This window comes from Pseudomonas sp. MWU349, from assembly GCF_017947325.1.
In the GTDB taxonomy this organism is placed as follows: Bacteria; Pseudomonadota; Gammaproteobacteria; order Pseudomonadales; family Pseudomonadaceae; genus Aquipseudomonas; species Aquipseudomonas protegens.
Map to the genome: position 1 here is coordinate 538,053 of NZ_JAFEVP010000005.1, position 21,907 is coordinate 559,959.

The window sequence follows — 21,907 nt, forward strand, 5'->3', positions numbered from 1 at the left end:
AGATCGCTCTGCCGGGAGCTGTTTTATCGGTGCAAGGGCAGACTTACCTCACTCTGCCGTCGAAGGTTTTTCCCACAGGTTGATGCGCCCTTCTTTGGCGAAATGATCGATTTCCGCCAGTTCCTCGACACTGAAGCTCAGGTTCTGCAACGCCCCGACGTTCTCGATGATCTGCTCCGGCCGGCTGGCACCGATCAGCGCCGAGGTCACCCGCGGGTCGCGCAGGGTCCAGGCCAGGGCCAGTTGCGCCAGGCTCTGGCCGCGGTTCTTGGCGATCTCGTTGAGCGCGCGGACATGGGCGATATTGGCCTCCGACAAGTGCGAAGCCTGCAACGAACCGCCCCCCGGACGATTGACCCGCGCATCCTCGGGAATGCCATTGAGGTACTTGTCGGTCAGCAGGCCCTGGGCCAGCGGCGTAAAGGCGATGACCCCGGCGCCGAGCTCCTCGGTGGTGTCCAGCAGGTCCTTCTCGACCCAGCGGTTGAGCATGTTGTAGGCCGGTTGATGGATCAGCAGCGGCACCTTCCACTCCTTGAGCAACGCGGCGATTTCCCGGGTCTTGGCCCCCGAATAGGAAGAAATACCGATATACAGCGCCTTGCCCTGCTGCACGGCGGTGGCCAGGGCGCTGGCGGTTTCCTCCAGCGGTGTATCCGGGTCGAAGCGGTGGGAATAGAAGATATCCACATAGTCCAGGCCCAGGCGCTGCAGGCTCTGGTCGAGGCTGGCCAGCACGTACTTGCGCGAACCGCCGCCCTGGCCGTAAGGCCCGGGCCACATGTCCCAACCGGCCTTGCTGGAGATGATCAACTCATCGCGATAGGCCTTGAAGTCTTCACGCAGCAGGCGGCCGAAGTTGATTTCGGCGCTGCCGTAGGGCGGGCCGTAGTTGTTGGCCAGGTCGAAGTGGTTGATCCCCAGGTCGAAGGCGGTGCGCAGCAAGGCACGCTGGGTGTCGATCGGCGTGCTGTCGCCAAAGTTGTGCCACAGCCCCAGGGACAGCGCCGGCAGTACCAGGCCACTGCGGCCGACACGGCGATAGGGGATGGAGTCGTAGCGGTTTTCAGCAGCTATGTAAGTCATCGAATCCTCTCTGAGTCAGGTCTTTCCAAAACGACTAACGTCGATCAAGGCGCTTCACGGTAGGAGCCCCGTTGTCACACAAACTGATTCTTCGGTCGCGCCAACCCCAGGTTCTCCCGCAGGGTCCGGCCCTCGTATTCAGTTCTGAACAGCCCGCGCCGCTGCAGTTCCGGAATCACCCCACCGGCAAAGTCCCGTAGCCCACCAGGTAGATGCGGCACCAGCACATTGAAACCATCGGCCGCGCCCTCCTCGAACCAGGCTTGCAGTTCATCGGCTATCTGCCCGGGCGTACCGACCAGGCTGTAGTGCCCACGCCCGCCGGCAATCTTGCGCCCCAACTGGGCCAGGGTCAGGTTGTCCTTGCCGGCCAGCTCGGTGAGCAATTGCTGGCGGCTCCGCTGGCCGCTCTCGGTCAGTGGCAGCAACGGTAAAGGTCCATCCAGCGGATAATCGGACAAATCGAAGTTGCCCAGCATTCGCCCGAGCAGGGCCACCCCCACTTCGGGCTCCACCAGGTCCTGGAAGGCTTCGAACTTTTCCCGGGCCTGACTTTCGCTGTCCCCCACCACCACGAATACCCCAGGCATGATCTTCAGGGATTTCGTACTACGATCGTACTGTTTCAGGCGCCCTTTCAGGTCGGCATAAAAGGCCTGCGCGGCAGCCAGGGAGGGCTGGGCGGTGAATACCACCTCGGCGGTCTGGGCCGCCAGCTCACGACCGCTCTCGGAAGAACCGGCCTGGACGATCACCGGGTATCCCTGGGGTGGGCGCGGCACATTCAATGGCCCTTTGACCTGAAAGAATTCACCGCGATGGTCCAGTAAATGCTGCTTGTCCGGGTCGTAATACTCGCCACTGGCCTTGTTCCGGACAAAGGCGTCGTCCTCCCAGCTGTCCCAGAGCCCGGTGACCACCCGATGGAACTCCCGGGCCCTGCGATAACGTTCCGCGTGCCCAAAATGTTCCTCCCGACCGAAATTCAGCGCTTCGGCGGCATTGTCGGAAGTCACCAGGTTCCACCCCGCCCGACCACCTGAAAGATGGTCCAGCGACGCGAATTTACGTGCTACGTGGTACGGTACGTTATAGCTCGTAGTGCTAGTGGCAATTAGCCCTATCCGCTCGGTCACGGCCGCCAGGGCCGCCAGGGCCGCCAGTAACGTCAAGGGTTCGAAGCAATCGGAGCGGGCCATGCGACTGGCGATGGGGCCGGTAGGGGCTGCCAGGCTGTCGGCGACGAACAGCGCATCGAAGCGTGCGGCTTCGGCGATCTGCGCCAGTTCTTTATAGACGGCAAAATCCAGCCCTGCCTGGGCCGGAACATCCGGATGACGCCAGGCGGCAACGTGGTGACCGGTGGCCATGAGAAAGGCGCCGAGCTTGAGCTGGCGAGTGGAACGGGACATGGATCACTCCTTGTTTCATGCTGCAAAAGGGACACCGCCAAAGCCCGCTGCAGGAGCTGGCTTGCCAGCGAAAGCGCCCTCAAGACTGCTCCCAGCTCGCCGACCCTTTGGCCGGCAAGCCGGCTCCTACAACGGCAGGGCATCAGAAGTCCTTGCGCAACTGCACGCCGAAATAACGTTCGTCATCCCGGGGCACGGCGCGGTAGATGTAGTTGCCGCCACTGGCCAGCAAGGGCGAATAGGACTTGTCGGCGAGGTTCTTGCCCAGCAACGCCACGCGCCAGCCATCGTTGTAGTCGGCCAGGGCAATGCTGGCGTTCCAGATGCCGTAGGCGCCCTGCCGGGTGTCGAGGTTCTGGCTGATGTCGTACTGCACTTCGCTTTGCCAGCTGTAGTCGGTGCCCAACTCGATATCCAGGCCGTTATCCAGGGGAATGCTGTAGTCGGCGCGCACGTAGCTCTTCCAGTCCGGGCTGAAGGGCAGCGGCTTGCCATTGACGTTGCACGAAGCCGCCGCGCCCGCCGGGCAGGCGAATTCGTCGATGCGCGCCCGGGTGTAGGCCAGGGCCCCGGAGAACTTCAGTTGCGGGGTGGCCTGCAGGGCGTAATCCAGTTCCACGCCCTCGCTGCTGACGCTCCCGGCGTTGATCAGGCGGGTCACTACCTGCCCGGCCACGGTGTCGAAGAAGTTGGCCTGGTAGTTGTCGTATTCGCTGTGGAACACCGCCAGGTTGGTGGTCAGCCGGTTGTTCCAGCTGCTGGCCTTGATCCCCGCCTCCCAGGTGTTTGAAGTCTCGGGCTTGAGCGCATTGGTGTCCCGCGGCTGCATATTGAAGAACACGTTGTAGGCCGGGCCCTTGTAGCCCCGGGAATAGGTCAGGTAGCTGGTGACCGTGGCGCTGAGGTCATATTGCAGGCCCAGGCGCCCGGACCAGCCATCCTCGTCCACCGAGCCGGAACTCTGGGTGCCCGGCTGGATGCCGCTGACCGTGGTCGCCGAAGTCGAGACCCGACGGTGATCGTATTTCAGGTCATCGTGGGTCCAGCGCAGGCCGGCGATGCCACGAAAGTCCTCGGTGAAATTCAGGGTGCTCTCGCCAAATACCGCGTAGCTGTCGTTGGTGGTGCTGTAGTCGGCGATCCCGCGGTTGACGCCGGTGGTCGTGGTCAGGGTGCGCTGGTAGGTTTCTTCATCCTTGCCGTGCATGTAGAACAGGCCGCCGACGTACTCCAGGAACTGCCCCTTGGGCGATGCCAGGCGCAGCTCCTGCGAGTACTGGTTGTAGTCCAGGTCACCCTTGTCGGCGGTCCCGGGGAAAGCCGCGGTGACCGTGCCAAGCCGGTCGCCGTCCTGGTACTGGGTGTTGTTCCAGCCGCGCCAGGCGGTGATCGAGGTCAGGGTGTAGTCGCCCAGGCTCCAGTCCAGCTGGCCGGAAAGGCCCTTGTTGATATCGTCCACATGGGTGCGGGTGTCGGTGTTGATATCACGGTTGTCGCTGCTGGCCCGGGCCGGGTTCAAGGCATTGGCGAACGCCGGGGTCAGCGCCTTGCTGACCACGCCATTGGGCGCGTCGTCATGGGACTGCATGTAGTCCGCCGCCAGGGTGAACTTGAGGTCGGCGCTGGGGGTGAATTCCAGCTTGCCGCGCACGCCCTTGCGGTTGTAGCCGTTGACCTCCTGGCCGTTATGGCGGTTGTCCACGTTGCCGTCGTAACTGCCGAACAAGGTGGTGAGCGAGCCCTTGAGGGTGTCGGGAATCAGGCTGCCGCCAATGCCGAAACGGGTGCGGCTTTCGTTGCCGCTGTAATAGGCCTGATCGATGTAACCGTGAGTCTCGGCCGTAGGCGCCTTGGTCACGATATTCAGCACCCCGGCCGAAGCGTTCTTGCCGAACAGGGTGCCCTGGGGACCGCGCAGCACCTCGATCCGCTCAAGGTCCAGCAGATCCAGGGTGGCCTGCCCGGGACGCCCGTAGACCACGCCGTCGATCACCGTCGCCACCGTGGGCTCCACCCCCGGCGAGGTGGAAATGGTGCCCACGCCGCGGATGAACAGCGAGGTGTCCTTGTTCGAGGCCCCGGTGCGGAAATTCAGCGACGGCACCTGCTGCACGATGCTTGCAACGCCATTGCGGTTGTCCCGCTCCAACTGCTCGCCATCCACCACGGACACCGCCACCGGCACTTTCTGCAGCGACTCCTCGCGGCGCGTGGCGGTGACGGTCACCGACTTCAGGGTCGGTTCCTGATCCTGTGCGCTGGCGCCGCTGTCAGCGGCATAAGCCCCCGGCAGCGGCAAGGCGGCCAGCCCCGCCAGCAACCAGCCCAGATGAGATCGCAATGGCGTGGCACCACGGCCCGCCTGCGTGAGCCTGTGCCGTTCCCCAAGAAAGTTCTGCATGCTGCACCTGCTGAAAAATGCCCCGAACCGCTGCCGATCTGTGCCGGCAGCGCCTGAAATCTGTCTTGGGCATTCGCTCGAGCGAGTAGCAGACATGGCGCCTTGTTAGCGCTAACATCGCCAGTATCGACAAGCTCTGCATAGAGCGTCCAATACTGAAAAATTACTTTTATATGCCTTTTTGTTCAGCCAAAGGAATGCGCCCATGACCTCTGAGCAAGCGCCTGGCCGCAAGCGCCGCGGCGCCGGCCGCGTCACCCTGAACACTGTGGCGCGCCAGGCCGGGGTCTCGGCGATCACCGTTTCGCGCTATTTCAACCAGCCCGACAGTGTTTCCCCCGAGCGCCGGGAACGCATCGCCGCGGTGGTCGCCGAACTCGGCTATGTACCGAACCTGGTGGCCGGGGGACTGGCCTCGGCCCGGGGCAGGATCGTCGCCATGGTCATCCCGAACATTTCCGGGCCGATTTTCGCCCAGACCATCCAGGGCTTCAGCGACACCCTCAGCCGCCATGGCTACCAGCTGCTGCTGGCCTCCAGCTACTTCGACGAGAAACAGGAAGAGAGCGCGGTACGGGCCTTTCTCGGCTGGTCGCCGGCAGCCCTGGTGCTGACCAGCCACTTCCACAGCGCGGGTACGGAAAAGATGCTCGCCGACACCGAGATCCCGGTGATCGAAACCTGGGATTACCAGCCACAGCGCCAGCCCATGCAGATCGGTTTTTCCCACTTTCAAGTGGGGGTCAGCGCTGCTCGCTACCTGCACGCCAAGGGCTACCGACGCATCGCCTTCGTGCAGAACAGCGCACCCGGAGACTTCAGTGCCCTGGAGCGGCGCGACGGCTATCTGGCGACACTGGCCGAGCTGGAGCTGGCGCCCCGGGTGTTTGCCCCGGATGCCGACCGCGCACCCTTCGAGGCCGGCAAACAGGCCATGGAAGCGCTGATGGGCAGCCCGGAGCGCCCCGACGCCATCATCTTCGCCAACGACAACCTGGCGGCCGGCGGCCTGCTGGCGGGGCAACGCGCCGGGCTGAAGATCCCCGAGGACTGTGCGGTGCTGGGCTTTGGCGACTACCCCTTCGCCCAGATGCTGCTGCCGAGCCTGAGCACCATCCAGCCACCGGCGCTTCAGATCGGCGTACTGGCAGCGACCCGAGTCCTGGAAAGCCTCGGGGTGCTACCCACCGAAGCCCAGGTGCAGCGCCTGAACCTGCTGCAATGCCAGGTGATCGAACGCGAAAGCACCTAGCCTCGGGCCGACAGTTCGCGCAGCGCTGCGGCGGCCAGGAACCCGGAACGCGAGTTGTAGCGCTGGTCACGCTTGACCGTCTGATCGATGCGCTCCAGCAGGTGCTCGGGCAGGGTGGCATTACCATCAGGCACCTTATCCAACCAGGCGAGTAGCGATACACACTTGGTTAATCAATACACCGAGAGTCCATTGCCCCTTGGCGGAGCCGGCTTGCGGGCAAAGAAATCTTCAGCCTTGGATCAATCTCAGCTGGCGAGTTTGCCGCCTATGCTCCGTGGACAGGCCGGCAAGCTCGCTGTGCCGACCCGCGCAACGCCGTCCGACCGCTCCTAGAGGAGACGCTTTCCATGCACACCACCATCATCATCACCTTCGGCCTGATTCTGCTGGCGCTGCTGCTGTATATCGGCGAACGGCTGGGCTTTGCCCGAGAGACATTGAGCTATGGATTCATCGGGTTGTGGCTGGCATTGACGGTCATCAACGGCGCAGTGGGGATGGTCACCGCCCACCAGCCCCTGCGATCGGAGCTGATGGTCGGCAGCCTGGTGTTTGCCGTGCCGGTGCTGGCCCTGGTGCTCTACCTGCTGTTCACCAGGGCCTGAGCGCCCGGCTCAGCGCACCAGATGCAGGAACTGCATGTGGCGTTCGTACTGGTCGAGGATGTCGTTGATGATCTGCTCCTTGGTGTAGCCCATCAGGTCGTAATCCTGACTGCCCTCGGCCAGGTGCACCTCGGCCCGGTAGTAACGGCGGTTGCGCAGTTCCTTGGGGCCCATGCCACCACGGGCAAAGGACGGGGTGAAGTAACCGCGCATCTGCACCTGGTAGATGAACGGGTGCTGGTCGCCATGGCCGATTTCCAGGCTCACGCTGTCGTTGGCCGGGTCGGGCTGGGTCACCACGTTCAAGCCCTTCTCGACGAACACCGCGGTCACCTCTTCGATGGCCGGGCGCACCGTCTGGTCGAGGAAGCGATACACCTCATCCCGTGACGGGAAGTGCACCGCCTGGCTCAGGCGCTGGCGCCAGCCGCCCTTGCCGCGCCGCGAAGGCGCTACCGGGGCCAGGGAGTGCAGTTGGGCGATGCGCTTTTGCGACTCCAGGTAGAACGCCTTGTGCAGCCCCCACATCATCAACAGCAGGATCAGCGAGAACGGCAGCGAGGTCAGCACCACCGCCGACTTCAGCGAGTCGATGCTGCCGGCGAACAACAGCGCACTGGTGACCAGCGCCGTCATCGCCCCCCAGAACACCCGTAGCCACTTCGGCCCGTCTTCATCGGCGTTGCCGCCCTTGGCCGACAGGGTCGAGAGCACCACGGTGCCGGAATCCGCAGAGGTAACGAAGAACACGAAGCTGATGAACACCGTGACCGCAATCACGGTCTTGCTCCAGGGGTAGGTTTCCAGCAGCAGGTAGAGGGTCATCGACGGGTTGTCGATAGCCGACATGCCCAGGGCGCTCATGCCGTGGTTGAGCACCTGGTCGATGGCGCTGTTACCGAAGATCGACATCCACGCCAGGGTGAAGCCCAGGGGAATCAGCAGCACGCCGAAAACGAACTCGCGGATGGTCCGGCCCCGGGAAATCCGCGCGATGAACAGGCCCACGAAGGGCGACCATGCAATCCACCAGGCCCAGTAGAACACCGTCCAGCCGCCCAGCCAGTCGCTGGGCTTGTTGTAGGCGTAGACGTCGAAGCTCTTGGTGGGCAAGGCGCCCAGGTAGTCGCCCAGATTCTGGATCAGGGTGTTGAGCAGGTGCTGGGTGGGCCCGGCGAACAGCACGAACAGCAACAGCGCCACCGCCAGCAGCATGTTGATGTCGGACATCACCCGCACGCCCTTGTCGACCCCGGACACCGCGACAACGATCGCCGCGCCCATCATCAGGGTGATCAGGCCAACCTGGATCCACTGGGTGTGGGCGATGCCGAACAGGTAGTCGAGGCCGGAGTTCAGGTGCAGTACGCCAAAGCCCATGTCAGCGCCCAGGCCGAACACCGTGGCGATGATGCCGAAGCCATCCACCGCGTAGCCGATAGGGCCGTTGATGCGCTTGCCGATCAGCGGGTACAGCGCCGAACGCAGGGCCAGCGGCAGGTTGTGCCGATAGGCGAAGTAAGCCAGGGCCATGCCGACGAAGGCGAACACGCCCCAGCCGTGCAGGCCCCAGTGCAGGAACAGCAGCTGCATGCCCTGGCGCGCCGCCTCGGCGGTGCCGGCCTCGCCCTGGGGCGGTTGCAGCATGTGGGTCAGGGGCTCGGAAACGCAGAAGAAGAACAGCGTGATGCTGATCCCGGCGGCGAACAGCATGCCGGCCCAGGACAGGTAACTGAACTCGGGTTCGTCGTGGTCGGCACCGAGCTTGATCTTGCCGTAGCCGGACAAGGCGGTGACCACCACGAAGACCAGGTACAGGGTCATCGCCAGCATGTAGTACCAGCCGACCGTATTGGCCGCCCAGTTTTGCGCCGCCAGCAGCCAGGCGCCGGCCTGTTCCGGCATGGAAATGACCACCACGCCGAAGACCAGGATAAAGCTCGCGGCGAAGTAGAACACCGGAGGGTTCATGCGAATCAGAGCATTCGCGGAGGTGGATGGTGCACTCATGAACGGTGCACCTCGAAGGGATGAAACATGGCTGAAATAGACGGACTCAGCAAAGGCAAGCCTCCTGTTGTGAGCGGGCAGCGAACCACCGGTTTAACTTGAACAAGCGTTCAAGTTAAACATGGATAGGGGGCTCAGGACTAATCGCAGGGCTCAGCGGTACTGTCAGTACGCTAGCTCAGGGAAGGGTATGACGTGTGTCGAACGCAATCGTTCAGCAGAAAAAGCCCCTTGCCGGGCCGGCCTCTCTCCCGTAGGAACCGGCTTGCCGGCGAATAGGCCGGCAAGTCCTGCATCGCTCTCAGAGAGGCCTTCGCTGGCAAGCCAGCGCCTACACAAGCCAGCGCCTACTTCTGCGAGCCGTCGTCGTGCTGCAGGTTGGCCTGGGTCAGGTTGCAGCCGGCCGGCACGCTGCGGGTCAGCCAGACGTTGCCGCCAATGGTCGAGCCCTTGCCGATGGTGATGCGCCCCAGAATGGTCGCGCCGGCGTAGATCACCACGTCGTCCTCGACGATCGGGTGGCGCGGGTGGCCCTTCTGCAACTGGCCGTCTTCGTCCGCCGGGAAGCGCTTGGCGCCCAGGGTCACCGCCTGGTAGATGCGCACCCGCTCGCCGATGATCGCGGTCTCGCCGATCACCACGCCGGTACCGTGGTCGATGAAGAAGCTGCGGCCGATCTGCGCCCCCGGGTGGATGTCGATGCCGGTGGCCGAGTGGGCGATTTCCGAGCTGATCCGCGCCAGCAGCGGCAGGCCGGCGCGATACAGATGGTGTGCCAGGCGGTGGTGGATCACCGCCAGGATGCCGGGGTAGCACAGCAGCACCTCATCCACACTGCGGGCCGCCGGGTCGCCGTGGTAGGCGGCCAGCACGTCGGTGTCCAGCAGCACCCGCAGGCCGGGCAGGGCCAGGGCGAAATCCTGGATCAGGCGGATCGCCCGGGCGTTGACTTCGGCATCGGCCTCGCCGTTCTGTCGGGCCACATAGCGCAGCTCCAGGCGCGCCTGGGCCAGCAACGCATTGAGCGCTGCGTCCAGGGTATGGCCCACGTAGAAATCCTCGCTCTCTTCGCGCAGGTCCACCGGCCCCAGGCGCATGGGGAACAGGGCGCCGCACAGGGCTTCGAGAATCTCCGCCATGGCCGCCCGCGACGGCAGTTCACGACCGCCCTGCTCGCCGCTGACCCGACCGTTGCGGGTACGCCACTGGTCACGGGCATCGCGCAGTTGGCCAACGATGGTCTGCAATTGCCAATGGCTGGAACGCTCGCTCACGATAAGACTCCTTACTCGGGCGGCCGGACAGTCGGGCCGCGCAAACGGCGATCACTTTACGCCCGGTGACGGCGGCGCTTAAGAACTAATTGTCTGGCTTCAAGCACTTTTTCGCATAAGCGATTGGCGGTTGCCCGGGTAAAAAGGGCTGCCTATAGTCCTTGCACCTTCCCTGTTCCGTGCGGCCCCATGATCAAACAACAGCTCGCCCGCTTTAATCGTCTCGACCTGCTCAGGTCTACCACCGCCCTGGAAAAACTCGAACGCCTGTCGGCCTGGATTGGCCGCGATGTCTACGTCAAGCGTGACGACAGCACGCCCCTGGCCATGGGCGGCAACAAGCTGCGCAAGCTCGAATACCTGGCCGCCGATGCCCTGGCCCAGGGCGCCGACACCCTGATCACCGCCGGTGCCATCCAGTCCAACCACGTGCGCCAGACCGCGGCCCTGGCCGCCAAGTTGGGGCTGGGCTGCGTGGCCCTGCTGGAAAACCCCACCGGCACCCAAGACCCCGACTACCTGGGCAATGGCAACCGCCTGCTGCTGGACCTGTTCGACGCCAAGGTGGAGCTGGTGGAAAACCTCGACCAGGCCGATGAGCAACTGCACGCCCTGGCCGCGCGCCTGCGCAGCAACGGCAAGAAACCCTACCTGGTGCCCATCGGCGGCTCCAACGCCCTGGGGGCCCTGGGCTACGTGCGCGCAGGCCTGGAACTGGCGCAGCAGATCGAAGACAGCGGCCTGGAATTTGCCGCCGTGGTCCTGGCCTCCGGCAGCGCCGGCACCCACAGCGGCCTGGCCCTGGCCTTGAGCGAAGTGCTGCCGCAGCTGCCGGTGATCGGGGTCACCGTATCGCGCAGCGAAGAAGACCAGCGGCCCAAGGTCCAGGGCCTGGCCGAGCGCACCGCCGAGTTGCTGGAAGTGAAGTTGCCCGACGCTTTCAACGTGCAGTTGTGGGACGAGTACTTCGCCCCGCGCTACGGTGAACCCAATGCCGGGACGCTGGCGGCGGTCAAGCTGCTGGCCAGCCAGGAAGGCCTGCTGCTGGACCCGGTATACACCGGCAAGGCCATGGCCGGCCTGCTGGACGGGGTCGGCCGCCAGCGCTTCGACGATGGCCCGCTGATTTTCCTGCACACCGGCGGCGCCCCGGCCCTGTTCGCCTACGCCGGCGCCTTCTCGTAGCAGCGCAAGCCTTGAGCCTTGCATCGCCCGCGATGCCGCCTTCGCTGGCAAGCCAGCTCCTACAGGGTCAGGGCAATGGAGCTCTTTGTAGGAGCCGGCTTGCCGGCGAAGAGGCCCACGAGCCTTGCATCGCCCTCGACGCCGCCTACGCTGGCAAGCCAGCTTCTACGGGAGAATGGCGCGAGCAAAACCAAACAAAAAGGAATAACAAAGTAAATTTATATTATTTTTAAACCTATAAATGCCGACTTATAGTCGCGCCGCAGGCCCAATTGCCACGAGACGCGCCGCGCGCATTTAAGGCAGGATAAAGCACAGTTCGCGCCTCACCGATTGACCTGCAACTCCACCCGCATCGTGCATAAGAAAACACACAGGGGCTTGTCATGAATTTTTCCGTACTGCGTCGCAATCTGCTGATTGGCACACTGGGCCTGGCCTTGGGTGCCGGACTGATGGGGCAAGCGGTTGCCGGCGAGCAACTGCAGAAAATCAAGGATGCCGGAGTCATCAACGTCGGCCTGGAAGGCACCTACCCACCGTTCAGCTATGTGGACGAAAACGGCAAGCTGACCGGCTTCGAGGTGGAATTCTCCGAAGCCCTGGCGAACAAGCTCGGGGTCAAGGTCAAGCTGCAGCCGACCAAGTGGGACGGCATTCTCGCCGCCCTGGAGTCCAAGCGCCTGGACGCCGTGGTGAACCAGGTGACCATCTCTGAAGAGCGCAAGAAAAAGTACGATTTCTCCATCCCCTATACCGTCTCCGGCATCCAGGCCCTGACCCAGAAAAAGGACGAAGGCAAGTTCAAGACCGCCGCCGACCTGGGTGGGCACAAGGTCGGCGTGGGCCTGGGCACCAACTACGAGCAGTGGCTCAAGGACAACGTGCCCACCGCCATCATCAAGACCTACGACGACGATCCGACCAAGTACCAGGACCTGCGCGTAGGCCGTATCGAAGCCATCCTGGTGGACCGCCTGGCGGCCTTCGAGCTGATCAAGAAAACCAAGGACACCCTGGTGGTATCCGGCGAACCCTTCTCCCGCCAGGAAGCCGGCGTGGCCCTGCGCAAAGGCGAACCTGAGCTGCTGGCGGCGGTGAACAAGGCCATCGAGGAACTGCGGGCCGACGGCACGTTGAAAAAACTCTCGGAAAAATACTTCAACGCTGACGTCACCCAATAATGGAAGCAGGCCTGCAACTGGCGCTGGAATCAGCGCCATTTCTTCTCAAAGGCGCGTACTACACGGTCATCCTGAGCCTGGGCGGCATGTTCTTCGGGCTGCTGCTGGGCTTTGGCCTGGCCTTGATGCGCCTGTCGCGCCTGGCCCTGGTGAGCTGGATCGCCCGCATCTACGTGTCGTTCTTTCGCGGCACGCCGCTCTTGGTGCAGCTCTTCGTGATCTATTACGGCCTGCCGCAACTGGGGCTGGAACTGGACCCGCTGCCCGCGGCACTGATCGGTTTCTCCCTGAACATGGCGGCCTATGCCTGTGAAATCCTCAGGGCTGCCATCGGCTCCATCGAGCGTGGCCAATGGGAAGCCGCCGCCAGCATCGGCATGACCCGCGCGCAGACCCTGCGCCGGGCGATCCTGCCCCAAGCCATGCGCACGGCCCTGCCGCCGCTGGGCAACAGCTTCATTTCCCTGGTCAAGGACACGGCCCTGGCCGCCACCATCCAGGTGCCTGAACTGTTCCGCCAGGCGCAGCTGATCACCGCCCGCACCTTCGAAATCTTCACCATGTATCTTGCCGCCGCCCTGATCTACTGGATTCTCGCCAGCGTGCTCGCGCACCTGCAGAACCGGCTTGAAGAGCGGGTCAATCGGCACGACCAGGAGTCCTGAAGCCATGATCGTGGTGGAAAAACTGACCAAGCAGTTCAAGGGCCAGACGGTGCTCAATGGCATCGACCTGCAGGTCAAGGAAGGCGAAGTGGTCGCCATCATCGGCCCCAGCGGCTCGGGCAAGACCACATTCCTGCGCTGCCTGAATTTTCTCGAAGAACCCACCAGCGGCCGCATCCGCATCGGTGACATCAGCATCGACAGCAGCATCCCCCTGAGCCATCAGCAGGGCCGGATCCGCCAGTTGCGCCAGCAAGTGGGCTTCGTGTTCCAGAACTTCAACCTGTTCCCCCACCGTACCGCCCTGGAGAACGTCATCGAAGGCCCGCTGGTGGTGAAGAAAACCCCGCGAGAACAAGCCGTCGCCCTCGGTCGCGCGCTGCTGGCCAAGGTCGGGCTGGCGGGCAAGGAAGATGCCTACCCCAGGCGCCTGTCCGGTGGTCAGCAGCAACGGGTAGCCATTGCCCGGGCCCTGGCCATGGAACCCCGGGTGATCCTGTTCGACGAACCCACCTCGGCCCTGGACCCGGAGCTGGTGGGCGAAGTACTGGCCACCATCCGCAGCCTGGCCGAAGAGAAACGCACCATGGTCATCGTCACCCACGAGATGGGCTTTGCCCGGGACGTGGCCAACCGGGTGATCTTCTTCGACAAGGGGGTGATCGTCGAGCAAGGCGAAGCCAAGGCGCTGTTCGCCAACCCCCAGCACGAACGCACCCGACAGTTTCTCAGCAAGTTCCTCGGCGCAAGCCACGCCCCCTTGTAGGAGCCGGCTTGCCGGCGAAAGGGCCCTCGAGCCTTGCACCGCCCTCGCGGACGCCTTCGCTGGCAAGCCAGCTCCTACAGCAGACCACGCCCCCTCCCCCGTAGGAGCCGGCTTGCCGGCGAAAGGGCCCTCAAGCCCTGCACCACCCTCAAGGACGCCTTCGCTGGCAAGCCAGCTCCTACACCAGACCACACCCCCTCCCCCGTAGGAGCCGGCTTGCCGCCGAAAGGGCCCTCGAGCCTTGCACCACCCTTGCGGACGCATTCGCTGGCAAGCCAGCTCCTACAGCAGACCACGCCCCCTCCCCCGTAGGAGCCGGCTTGCCGGCGAAGAAGCCCTCAAGCCCTGCACCACCCTTGCGGACGCATTCGCTGGCAAGCCAGCTCCTACGTGCAGGTACGGGGTGGTTTTGGGGGACGTTCGTCGCTAAAACCACAGCCGTAGAAGCACGCTAAGGCCTTGATCCACAACGCCTGCGGGCTTCGATTCAACCCTTCTATTCATATTCCTAAAAGTTAGTTTATTTAATTTTTATACGCGCTTAGGGTATATGAACCGGACCACCGGACATTCTTTATTCTGATTTCGCCGCATGACGCGGCCTATCCAAAAGATGTGAGGTAGGTATGGTCCGGAACACAATCACCCCAGTGCAGATCGCCAGGGCATTGCGTGCAGCCAAGGAGTGGCGCTGATGTCCAGTCTGATCGAAGCCCAGGTCCAGAGTGACCTGGATATCGCTCCACTTTTGCTGCCCGCTCGGGTGCTGCGCAACGACGCCGAAGCCCTTCAGGCTGCCCATGAACTGGCCGACGCGGCCCGCCAGCAGGCCGCCCAGCGCGACCGCCAGCGCAAGCTGCCCTGGGCGCAGATCGAACAATTCACCCGCAGCGGCCTGGGCAGTATTTCCGTGCCCCGGGCCTACGGCGGGCCACAGGTTTCCTTCGTCACCCTGGCCGAAGTCTTCGCCATCATTTCCGCGGCCGACCCGGCCCTGGGGCAGATCCCGCAGAACCAGTTCGGCCTCCTCGGCCTGATTCTCGGCTGCGGCACCGAGCGGCAGAAGAAACAGCTGCTGCAGAGCGTCCTGGAAGGCTGGCGCATCGGCAATGCCGGCCCGGAACGCGGCACCAAGAACACCCTGGAACTCAAGGCGCGGATCACCGCCGACGCCGACGGCCACGTGATCAATGGCCAGAAGTTCTACTCCACCGGCGCCCTGTTCGCCCACTGGGTGGCGGTCAAGGCTCTCAACGAGGAAGGCCGCCAGGTGCTGGCCTTCGTCCGCCGTGGCACCCCGGGCTTGCGCATCGTCGACGACTGGTCGGGCTTCGGCCAGCGCACCACCGCCAGCGGCACCGTCCTGCTCAACGATGTGCGGGTGGACGCCGAGCTGGTGCTGGACAACTGGCGGATCAACGAAACACCGAATATCCAGGGCGCGGTATCCCAGCTGATCCAGGCCGCCATTGACGCCGGCATCGCCCGGGAAGCCGTGGCCGACGCCATCCGCTTCGTTCGTGAACGAGCACGCCCGTGGGTCGATGCCAACGTCGAGCGGGCCAGCGATGACCTGTATGTGATCGCCGACATCGGCAAGCTGCAGATCGAACTGCACGCCGCCGAAGCCCTGCTGCGCAAGGCCGGCCAGGTGCTGGACCAGGTCAGCGCGGCGCCGATCACCGCCGAGTCCGCGGCCCGCGCCTCCATCGCCGTGGCCGAAGCCAAGGTGCTGACCACCGAGATCTCGCTGCTGGCCAGTGAAAAGCTCTTCGAGCTGGCCGGCAGCCGCGCCACCCTCGCCGAATTCAACCTCGACCGTCACTGGCGCAATGCCCGGGTGCACACCCTGCACGACCCGGTGCGCTGGAAGTACCACGCCGTGGGCGCCTATCACCTGAACGGCACGCTGCCGGCTCGTCACTCCTGGATTTAACCGCCCAGAACGCTTTTGACCAGATCTCTGGAGAAACACATGTCTCTTTCCCAACACGTCGCGGTCATTTCCAGCGATGAGCAAGCCCTGATTGTCGCCAGCGACCTGGCGGAAGATTTCAAGCGCGACAGCGCCCTGCGCGACCGCGAGCGGCGCTTGCCGCACCCCGAGCTGGAAGCCTTTTCCCGCTCTGGCCTGTGGGGCATCAGCGTGCCCAAGGAATACGGCGGCGCCGGGGTTTCCAACGTCACCCTGGCCAAGGTCATCGCCCTGATCGCCGAGGCCGACGCCTCCCTGGGGCAGATCCCGCAGAACCATTTCTACGCCCTGGAAGTGCTGCGGGTGAACGGCAGCCATCAGCAGAAACAACGGCTGTACGCCGAAGTCCTGGCCGGCCGGCGTTTCGGCAACGCCCTGGCCGAGCTGGGCACCAAGACCGCCCACGACCGCACCACCCGCCTGAGCCGCGACAGCAACGGCCCGGGGTACCGCATCGACGGGCGCAAGTTCTACGCCACCGGCGCCCTCTACGCCCAGCGCATCCCCACCTCGGTGGTGGATGAGCACGGCGTGCAGCAACTGGCCTTCGTCCCCGCCGACGCCCAGGGCCTGAACGTGATCGACGACTGGAGCGGCTTCGGCCAGCGCACCACCGGCAGCGGCTCGGTGCAATTCGACAACGTGTGGGTGGACGAAGCCGACGTGGTGCCGTTCCAGAGTGCCTTCGAGCGCCCGACCCCAGTCGGCCCGCTGGCGCAGATTCTCCACGCCGCCATCGACACCGGCATCGCCCGCGCCGCCTATGAAGACGCCCTGCGCTTTGTGCGCACCAAGACCCGGCCCTGGATCGACTCCGGCAACGACAAGGCCACCGACGACCCGCTGACCATCAAGAGCTTCGGCCACCTGAGCATCCGCCTGCACGCCACCGAGGCCCTGCTGGAACGCGCCGGGGAGTTCCTCGACCGGGCCCAGGCCGAGACCAACGCCGACACCGTGGCCGCCGCGTCCATCGCCGTGGCCGAGGTCCGCGCCCTGAGCACGGAAATCTCCCTGGCCGCCGGCAGCACCCTGTTCGAACTGGCGGGCAGCCAGGCGACCCTGGCCGAGCACGGCCTGGACCGCCACTGGCGCAATGCCCGGGTACACACCCTGCACGACCCGGTGCGCTGGAAGTACCACGCCGTGGGCAACTACTACCTGAACCAGCAGAATCCGCCGCTGCGGGGGACCATCTGATGGCCGCGCCCCAAACCACCAAGAAGAAGATCCTGCTCAACGCCTTCAACATGAACTGCGTCGGGCACATCAACCACGGCCTGTGGACCCACCCGCGGGACAACTCGACCCAGTACAAGACCCTCGAGTACTGGACCGAGCTGGCCCAGTTGCTGGAGCGTGGGCTGTTCGACGGGCTGTTCATCGCCGACATTGTCGGGGTCTACGACGTCTACCAGAACTCGGTGGACGTGCCCCTCAAAGAGTCGATCCAGCTGCCGGTGAACGACCCGCTGCTACTGGTCTCGGCCATGGCCGCTGTCACCAAGAACCTGGGGTTCGGCCTCACCGCCAACCTCACCTACGAGGCGCCCTACCTGTTCGCCCGGCGCCTTTCCACCCTCGATCACCTGAGCCATGGCCGGGTTGGCTGGAACATCGTCACCGGCTACCTGGACAGCGCCGCCCAGGCCATGGGGCTCAAGGAGCAGATCGAGCACGACCGCCGCTACGACCAGGCCGACGAGTACCTGGAGGTGCTGTACAAACTCTGGGAAGGCAGCTGGGAGGACGACGCGGTCCTTAACGACCGCGAACAGCGCATCTACGCCCAGCCGGGCAAGGTGCACAAGGTCGAGCACCAGGGCGAGTTCTATCAGGTCAGCGGTTATCACCTGTGCGAACCGTCGCCGCAGCGCACCCCGGTGCTGTTCCAGGCCGGCAGCTCGGACCGCGGCCTGCTGTTCGCCGGGCGCCACGCCGAGTGCGTGTTCATCAGCGGCCAGAACAAGGCCGCGACCAAGGCCCAGGTGGACAAGGTCCGCGCCAGCGCCGTGGCCGCCGGGCGCAACCCCGGAGACATCAAGGTGTTCATGGGCCTCAACGTGATCGTCGGCGAGACCGAGGAACTGGCCTGGAAGAAACACGCCGAATACCGCAGCCATGCCAGCGCCGAAGCCGGGGTGGCGCATTTTTCCGCGTCCACCGGGATCGATTTTTCCCAGTACGAGATCGACGAGCCGATCCAGTACGTGAAGAGCAATGCCATCCAGTCGGCCACCAAGAACCTGCAGAACAACGACTGGACCCGACGCAAGCTGCTGGACCAGCACGCCCTGGGCGGCCGCTACTTCACCGTGGTCGGTTCGCCGCAGCAGGTGGCCGACGACCTGGAATCCTGGATCGCCGAAACCGGCCTGGACGGCTTCAACCTGACCCGCATCGTCACCCCGGAAAGCTACGTCGACTTCATCGACCTGGTCATCCCCGAACTGCAGCGCCGCGGCTCCTACAAGACCGCCTACGACGACGGCACCCTGCGGGAAAAGCTCTTCCGCCGGGGCCGCAAGCTGCCCGAACAACACACCGGCGCGGCCTACCGCCGCTAAACGCTTCGCCGGCAAGCCGGCTCCTGCACACCTCACTGTAGGCGCTGGCTAGCCAGCGAAGAGGCCCGCAACCACACCCCATTCCCTGGCCCCGACTCGGACCCTGACCCCTATGAAAACCACACGCCTGCGCCACCCGCTCAAAGCCCTGGCCCTTGCCATCGGCCTGTTCAGCAGCGCCGTCTTCGCCGCCGACGCGCCGCTCAAGGTCGGCACCACCGCCGCCTTCGCCATTCCCCTGGAGGCCGCCGTGGAAGAGGCCGGCAAACAGGGCCTGAAGGTGGAGCTGGTGGAGTTCACCGACTGGATCGCGCCCAACGTCAGCCTGGCCGCCGGTGACATCGACGTGAACTACTTCCAGCACATCCCCTTCCTGGAAAACGCCAAGGCCGCCGCCGGTTTCGATCTGGTGCCCTTCGCCCCGGGCATCATCAACAACGTCGGCCTGTACTCGAAGAAATACAAAAGCTTCGACGAACTGCCACAAGGCGCCAGCGTGGCCATCGCCAACGACCCGATCAACAGCGGGCGCGGCCTGCAACTGCTGGCCAAGGCCGGGCTGATCACCCTCAAGCCGGGCGTGGGCTACAAGGCCACCGAAGAAGACATCGTCAGCAACCCGAAGAAGATCAAGATCCTCCAGGTCGAAGCCGTGCAACTGGTGCGCGCCTATGACGACGCCGACCTGGTCCAGGGCTACCCGGCCTACATCCGCCTGGCCAAGACCTTCGATGCCGGCTCGGCGCTGCTGTTCGACGGCCTGGACCACAAGGAATACGTGATCCAGTTCGTGATCCAGCCCAAGAGCAAGAACGACCCGCGGCTGATCAAGTTCGTCGATATCTACCAGCACTCGCCTGCCGTTCGCGCCGCTCTGGACAAAGCCCACGGCAAGCTCTACCAAGCCGGTTGGGAAGGTTGAGATGAGTGTCGCGACGCTACAGCGCAAGCTGCCGGAAGCGGCGCCCCGGCGCGCCGAGCAGACCGAGCTGCACCCCGAACTCAATCGCGCCCAGGTGCGCTTTATCGGCCTGGGCAAGACCTACCAGGGCCAGCAGGGTCCGGTGCAGGCCTTGCACGATATCGACCTCTCGATCCAGCGCGGCGAGGTGTTCGGCATCATCGGCCGCAGCGGCGCCGGCAAGTCGTCGCTGATCCGCACCATCAACCGCCTGGAGCAACCCAGCAGCGGCCGGGTGCTGATCGACCAGGTGGACATCGGCGACTTCGACGAAGACCGCCTGGTGGCCCTGCGCCGACGCATCGGCATGATCTTCCAGCACTTCAACCTGATGTCGGCCAAGACCGTGTGGCACAACGTCGAGCTGCCGCTGAAGGTGGCCGGGGTGCCCAAGGCCGAGCGCGAGCGCAAGGTCCGCGAGCTGCTGGAGCTGGTGGGCCTCAAGGACAAGCACCGGGCCTACCCGGCGCAGTTGTCCGGCGGCCAGAAGCAGCGGGTGGGGATCGCCCGGGCCCTGGTCCACGATCCCGAGATCCTGCTGTGCGACGAGGCCACTTCGGCCCTGGACCCGGAAACCACCCAATCGATCCTCGGCCTGCTGAAAGAGATCAACCAGCGCCTGGGCCTGACCATCATCCTGATCACCCACGAGATGGCGGTGATCCGCGATATCTGCGACCGGGTGGTGGTACTGGAGCACGGACGCATCGTCGAGCAGGGGCCGGTCTGGGAAGTCTTCGGCAACCCGCAGCACGAGGTCAGCAAGACCCTGCTGGCGCCCTTGCAGCACGGCCTGCCGGACGAATTGCAGAAGCGCCTGCACAGCCATCCGACGTCTTCCGATGCGGCGCTGGTGCTGAGCCTGCGCTTCACCGGCAGCAGCCATGAGGAACCGGACCTGGCGGCGCTGTTCGGCGCCTTGGGCGGCCGCGTGCGCCTGCTGCAAGGCGGCGTGGAACGCATCCAGGGCCACGCCCTGGGGCAACTGCTGCTGGCGGTCCAGGGCTCATCCCTGGAGGCTACGCAACTGCGCCAGCGTGCCGGGCAATGGGCACAACAGGTGGAGGTACTGGGCTATGTGGTTTGATCGCTTGTTGCAGGGCATTCTCGACACCCTGCTGATGGTCGGCGTGTCCTCGCTGATTGCCCTGCTGGCGGGGATTCCCCTGGCGGTGATCCTGGTCACCAGCGGCAAGGGCGGGATCTACGAGGCGCCGAACCTGAACCGGGCGCTGGGGGCCTTTGTGAACCTGTTCCGCTCGATCCCGTTCCTGATCCTGATGGTGGCGCTGATCCCCTTCACCCGGCTGATCGTCGGCACCACCTACGGCGTGTGGGCCGCCGTGGTGCCACTGACCATCGCCGCCACGCCGTTCTTTGCGCGGATCGCCGAAGTCAGCCTGCGCGAGGTCGACCACGGCCTGATCGAGGCCGCACAGGCCATGGGTTGCCGGCGCTGGCATATCGTCTGGCACGTGCTGCTGCCCGAAGCGCTGCCAGGCATCGTCGGCGGCTTCACCATCACCCTGGTGACCATGATCAACTCCTCGGCCATGGCCGGGGCGATTGGCGCGGGCGGCCTGGGGGACATTGCCTACCGCTACGGTTATCAGCGTTTCGACAGCCAGATCATGCTCACGGTGATCGTGCTGCTGGTGATTCTGGTGGCCGCGATCCAACTGGGTGGCGACCGCCTGGCGCGGGTGCTGAACAAGCGTTGAGGGCTGTGGTGTGGGTTCGGACGCCTTCGCGAGCAAGCTCGCTCCTACCAGGAACTGCACACAACCTGTAGGAGCGAGCTTGCTCGCGAAAAGGCCACCAGGTCGTCATTGGAGGTATATTTGCTGCCTACCTTCTACCCACGCAGCCCGCCATGAAACTCGCCCCCGACGATCTCGACACCATCACCGCCACCACCCTCGGCCACTACCAGCAAGTGGCCGAGGACTTTCGCGAAGGCACCCGCGACCACGATGTGAGCCAGAACATCGACGCGCTGCTGCGGCACATTCAGGGCCCGGCGCCATTTACCGTGCTGGATTTTGGCTGCGGCCCCGGCCGCGACCTGCAGGCCTTTACCCGCCTGGGCCATGTCGCCGTCGGCCTCGACGGCTGCGAGCGCTTTGCCCAGATGGCCCGGGAAGACAGCGGCTGCGAGGTCTGGCAGCAGGACTTCCTCAAGCTCGACCTGCCGGCTGAGCGCTTCGATGGGATCTTCGCCAACGCGGTGCTGTTCCACATTCCCCGCCAGGAACTGCCGCGGGTGCTCAAGCAACTGCATGCCAGCCTCAAGGACGGTGGCGTACTGTTCAGCTCCAACCCGCGCGGCGACAACCAGGAAGGCTGGAACGGCCCGCGCTATGGTGCCTACCACGACCTGGCGGCCTGGCAGGCATTGCTGACGGATGCCGGGTTTGTCGAGCTGGAACACTACTACCGCCCCGCCGGCCTGCCCCGGGAACAGCAACCGTGGCTGGCCAGCGTCTGGCGCAAGGCCTGATCCCCCTGCGAGGAACCGGCTTGCCGGCGAAGGCGCTTGCAGATCAGGCGCCCGCCTCTCG

The 21,907-nt window shown here is 64.5% G+C and carries 19 protein-coding genes; 13 read left to right on the plus strand and 6 right to left on the minus strand.

Annotated features, from left to right (window positions below):
• Window positions 1-48: 48 nt before the first annotated feature.
• From mgrA to KCG88_RS22500, 3 genes are all read right to left on the minus strand, one after another.
• A complete protein-coding gene (gene mgrA / locus KCG88_RS22490; protein WP_019094917.1) occupies window positions 49-1,086 on the minus strand; it encodes an L-glyceraldehyde 3-phosphate reductase in 1,038 nt (345 codons plus the stop codon).
• Window positions 1,087-1,160: 74 nt separating this feature from the next.
• Window positions 1,161-2,498, minus strand: coding sequence for an LLM class flavin-dependent oxidoreductase (locus KCG88_RS22495; protein ID WP_210713114.1), 1,338 nt, complete (start codon window positions 2,496-2,498; stop codon window positions 1,161-1,163).
• 142 nt (window positions 2,499-2,640) lie between these two features.
• Window positions 2,641-4,899, minus strand: coding sequence for a TonB-dependent receptor (locus KCG88_RS22500; RefSeq protein WP_210713115.1), 2,259 nt, complete (start codon window positions 4,897-4,899; stop codon window positions 2,641-2,643).
• Window positions 4,900-5,104: 205 nt separating this feature from the next.
• On the opposite strand from KCG88_RS22500, the gene KCG88_RS22505 reads away from it, so the two are divergent.
• Window positions 5,105-6,151, plus strand: coding sequence for a LacI family DNA-binding transcriptional regulator (locus KCG88_RS22505; protein ID WP_210713116.1), 1,047 nt, complete (start codon window positions 5,105-5,107; stop codon window positions 6,149-6,151).
• Here KCG88_RS22505 and KCG88_RS22510 read toward each other — a convergent pair.
• Entirely contained in the window at window positions 6,148-6,294 is a 147-nt protein-coding gene (locus tag KCG88_RS22510; RefSeq protein ID WP_263860785.1) for a type II toxin-antitoxin system HicB family antitoxin, read from the minus strand. The genes KCG88_RS22505 and KCG88_RS22510 overlap by 4 nt on opposite strands.
• Window positions 6,295-6,501: 207 nt before the next feature.
• On the opposite strand from KCG88_RS22510, the gene KCG88_RS22515 reads away from it, so the two are divergent.
• Window positions 6,502-6,759: a hypothetical protein gene (locus tag KCG88_RS22515; protein WP_047283463.1), complete on the plus strand. Its 258-nt coding sequence runs from the start codon at window positions 6,502-6,504 to the stop codon at window positions 6,757-6,759.
• A gap of 9 nt (window positions 6,760-6,768) precedes the next feature.
• Here KCG88_RS22515 and betT read toward each other — a convergent pair whose 3' ends face one another.
• Together betT and epsC are read right to left on the minus strand one after the other, a co-directional pair.
• A complete protein-coding gene (betT, locus tag KCG88_RS22520; protein ID WP_199521929.1) occupies window positions 6,769-8,730 on the minus strand; it encodes a choline transporter BetT in 1,962 nt (653 codons plus the stop codon).
• Window positions 8,731-9,116: 386 nt separating this feature from the next.
• On the minus strand, window positions 9,117-10,043 hold the full coding sequence (gene epsC, locus KCG88_RS22525) for a serine O-acetyltransferase EpsC (protein WP_041115170.1): 927 nt from the start codon (window positions 10,041-10,043) through the stop codon (window positions 9,117-9,119).
• 189 nt (window positions 10,044-10,232) lie between these two features.
• On the opposite strand from epsC, the gene KCG88_RS22530 reads away from it, so the two are divergent.
• The 11 genes from KCG88_RS22530 to KCG88_RS22580 all read left to right on the plus strand — a co-directional run bounded on the left by KCG88_RS22530 (window position 10,233) and on the right by KCG88_RS22580 (window position 21,846).
• Window positions 10,233-11,228, plus strand: a complete 996-nt coding sequence (locus KCG88_RS22530; RefSeq protein WP_047283461.1) for a D-cysteine desulfhydrase — start codon at window positions 10,233-10,235, stop codon at window positions 11,226-11,228.
• Window positions 11,229-11,614: 386 nt separating this feature from the next.
• A complete protein-coding gene (gene tcyJ / locus KCG88_RS22535; protein WP_011058628.1) occupies window positions 11,615-12,412 on the plus strand; it encodes a cystine ABC transporter substrate-binding protein in 798 nt (265 codons plus the stop codon).
• Window positions 12,412-13,077 carry a cystine ABC transporter permease gene (gene tcyL / locus KCG88_RS22540; RefSeq protein ID WP_015633746.1) on the plus strand — a complete coding sequence of 222 codons (666 nt, stop codon included), beginning with the start codon at window positions 12,412-12,414 and terminating at the stop codon, window positions 13,075-13,077. The genes tcyJ and tcyL overlap by 1 nt, the downstream gene beginning before the upstream one ends.
• 4 nt (window positions 13,078-13,081) lie before the next feature.
• Entirely contained in the window at window positions 13,082-13,843 is a 762-nt protein-coding gene (tcyN, locus tag KCG88_RS22545; RefSeq protein ID WP_210713117.1) for an L-cystine ABC transporter ATP-binding protein TcyN, read from the plus strand.
• A gap of 694 nt (window positions 13,844-14,537) precedes the next feature.
• Window positions 14,538-15,779 (plus strand): SfnB family sulfur acquisition oxidoreductase, encoded by a 1,242-nt coding sequence (locus tag KCG88_RS22550; protein WP_047283459.1) that lies wholly within the window; start codon window positions 14,538-14,540, stop codon window positions 15,777-15,779.
• Between the two features lie 39 nt (window positions 15,780-15,818).
• The gene (locus KCG88_RS22555) at window positions 15,819-17,018 is read left to right on the plus strand and encodes an SfnB family sulfur acquisition oxidoreductase (protein ID WP_210713118.1); all 1,200 of its coding nucleotides are present in this window, start codon (window positions 15,819-15,821) and stop codon (window positions 17,016-17,018) included.
• On the plus strand, window positions 17,018-18,385 hold the full coding sequence (locus KCG88_RS22560; RefSeq protein ID WP_210713119.1) for an LLM class flavin-dependent oxidoreductase: 1,368 nt from the start codon (window positions 17,018-17,020) through the stop codon (window positions 18,383-18,385). The genes KCG88_RS22555 and KCG88_RS22560 overlap by 1 nt, the downstream gene beginning before the upstream one ends.
• Before the next feature lie 112 nt (window positions 18,386-18,497).
• Window positions 18,498-19,307, plus strand: a complete 810-nt coding sequence (locus tag KCG88_RS22565) for a MetQ/NlpA family ABC transporter substrate-binding protein (protein ID WP_210713120.1) — start codon at window positions 18,498-18,500, stop codon at window positions 19,305-19,307.
• A gap of 1 nt (window position 19,308) precedes the next feature.
• Window positions 19,309-20,433 (plus strand): ATP-binding cassette domain-containing protein, encoded by a 1,125-nt coding sequence (locus KCG88_RS22570; RefSeq protein ID WP_210713121.1) that lies wholly within the window; start codon window positions 19,309-19,311, stop codon window positions 20,431-20,433.
• Window positions 20,423-21,067, plus strand: coding sequence for a methionine ABC transporter permease (locus KCG88_RS22575; protein WP_011058620.1), 645 nt, complete (start codon window positions 20,423-20,425; stop codon window positions 21,065-21,067). The genes KCG88_RS22570 and KCG88_RS22575 overlap by 11 nt, the downstream gene beginning before the upstream one ends.
• 152 nt (window positions 21,068-21,219) lie before the next feature.
• Entirely contained in the window at window positions 21,220-21,846 is a 627-nt protein-coding gene (locus KCG88_RS22580; protein WP_210713122.1) for a class I SAM-dependent methyltransferase, read from the plus strand.
• Window positions 21,847-21,907 lie beyond the last annotated feature (61 nt).

What these genes read in the sequence shown, in the direction of transcription:
- mgrA (WP_019094917.1), bottom strand. Translation starts at nt 1,086, where the DNA reads ATGACTTACATAGCTGCTGAAAACCGCTACGACTCCATCCCCTATCGC.
- KCG88_RS22495 (WP_210713114.1), bottom strand. Translation starts at nt 2,498, where the DNA reads ATGTCCCGTTCCACTCGCCAGCTCAAGCTCGGCGCCTTTCTCATGGCC.
- KCG88_RS22500 (WP_210713115.1), bottom strand. Translation starts at nt 4,899, where the DNA reads ATGCAGAACTTTCTTGGGGAACGGCACAGGCTCACGCAGGCGGGCCGT.
- KCG88_RS22505 (WP_210713116.1), top strand. Translation starts at nt 5,105, where the DNA reads ATGACCTCTGAGCAAGCGCCTGGCCGCAAGCGCCGCGGCGCCGGCCGC.
- KCG88_RS22515 (WP_047283463.1), top strand. Translation starts at nt 6,502, where the DNA reads ATGCACACCACCATCATCATCACCTTCGGCCTGATTCTGCTGGCGCTG.
- betT (WP_199521929.1), bottom strand. Translation starts at nt 8,730, where the DNA reads ATGAACCCTCCGGTGTTCTACTTCGCCGCGAGCTTTATCCTGGTCTTC.
- KCG88_RS22530 (WP_047283461.1), top strand. Translation starts at nt 10,233, where the DNA reads ATGATCAAACAACAGCTCGCCCGCTTTAATCGTCTCGACCTGCTCAGG.
- tcyJ (WP_011058628.1), top strand. Translation starts at nt 11,615, where the DNA reads ATGAATTTTTCCGTACTGCGTCGCAATCTGCTGATTGGCACACTGGGC.
- tcyL (WP_015633746.1), top strand. Translation starts at nt 12,412, where the DNA reads ATGGAAGCAGGCCTGCAACTGGCGCTGGAATCAGCGCCATTTCTTCTC.
- tcyN (WP_210713117.1), top strand. Translation starts at nt 13,082, where the DNA reads ATGATCGTGGTGGAAAAACTGACCAAGCAGTTCAAGGGCCAGACGGTG.
- KCG88_RS22550 (WP_047283459.1), top strand. Translation starts at nt 14,538, where the DNA reads ATGTCCAGTCTGATCGAAGCCCAGGTCCAGAGTGACCTGGATATCGCT.
- KCG88_RS22555 (WP_210713118.1), top strand. Translation starts at nt 15,819, where the DNA reads ATGTCTCTTTCCCAACACGTCGCGGTCATTTCCAGCGATGAGCAAGCC.
- KCG88_RS22560 (WP_210713119.1), top strand. Translation starts at nt 17,018, where the DNA reads ATGGCCGCGCCCCAAACCACCAAGAAGAAGATCCTGCTCAACGCCTTC.
- KCG88_RS22565 (WP_210713120.1), top strand. Translation starts at nt 18,498, where the DNA reads ATGAAAACCACACGCCTGCGCCACCCGCTCAAAGCCCTGGCCCTTGCC.
- KCG88_RS22570 (WP_210713121.1), top strand. Translation starts at nt 19,309, where the DNA reads ATGAGTGTCGCGACGCTACAGCGCAAGCTGCCGGAAGCGGCGCCCCGG.
- KCG88_RS22575 (WP_011058620.1), top strand. Translation starts at nt 20,423, where the DNA reads ATGTGGTTTGATCGCTTGTTGCAGGGCATTCTCGACACCCTGCTGATG.
- KCG88_RS22580 (WP_210713122.1), top strand. Translation starts at nt 21,220, where the DNA reads ATGAAACTCGCCCCCGACGATCTCGACACCATCACCGCCACCACCCTC.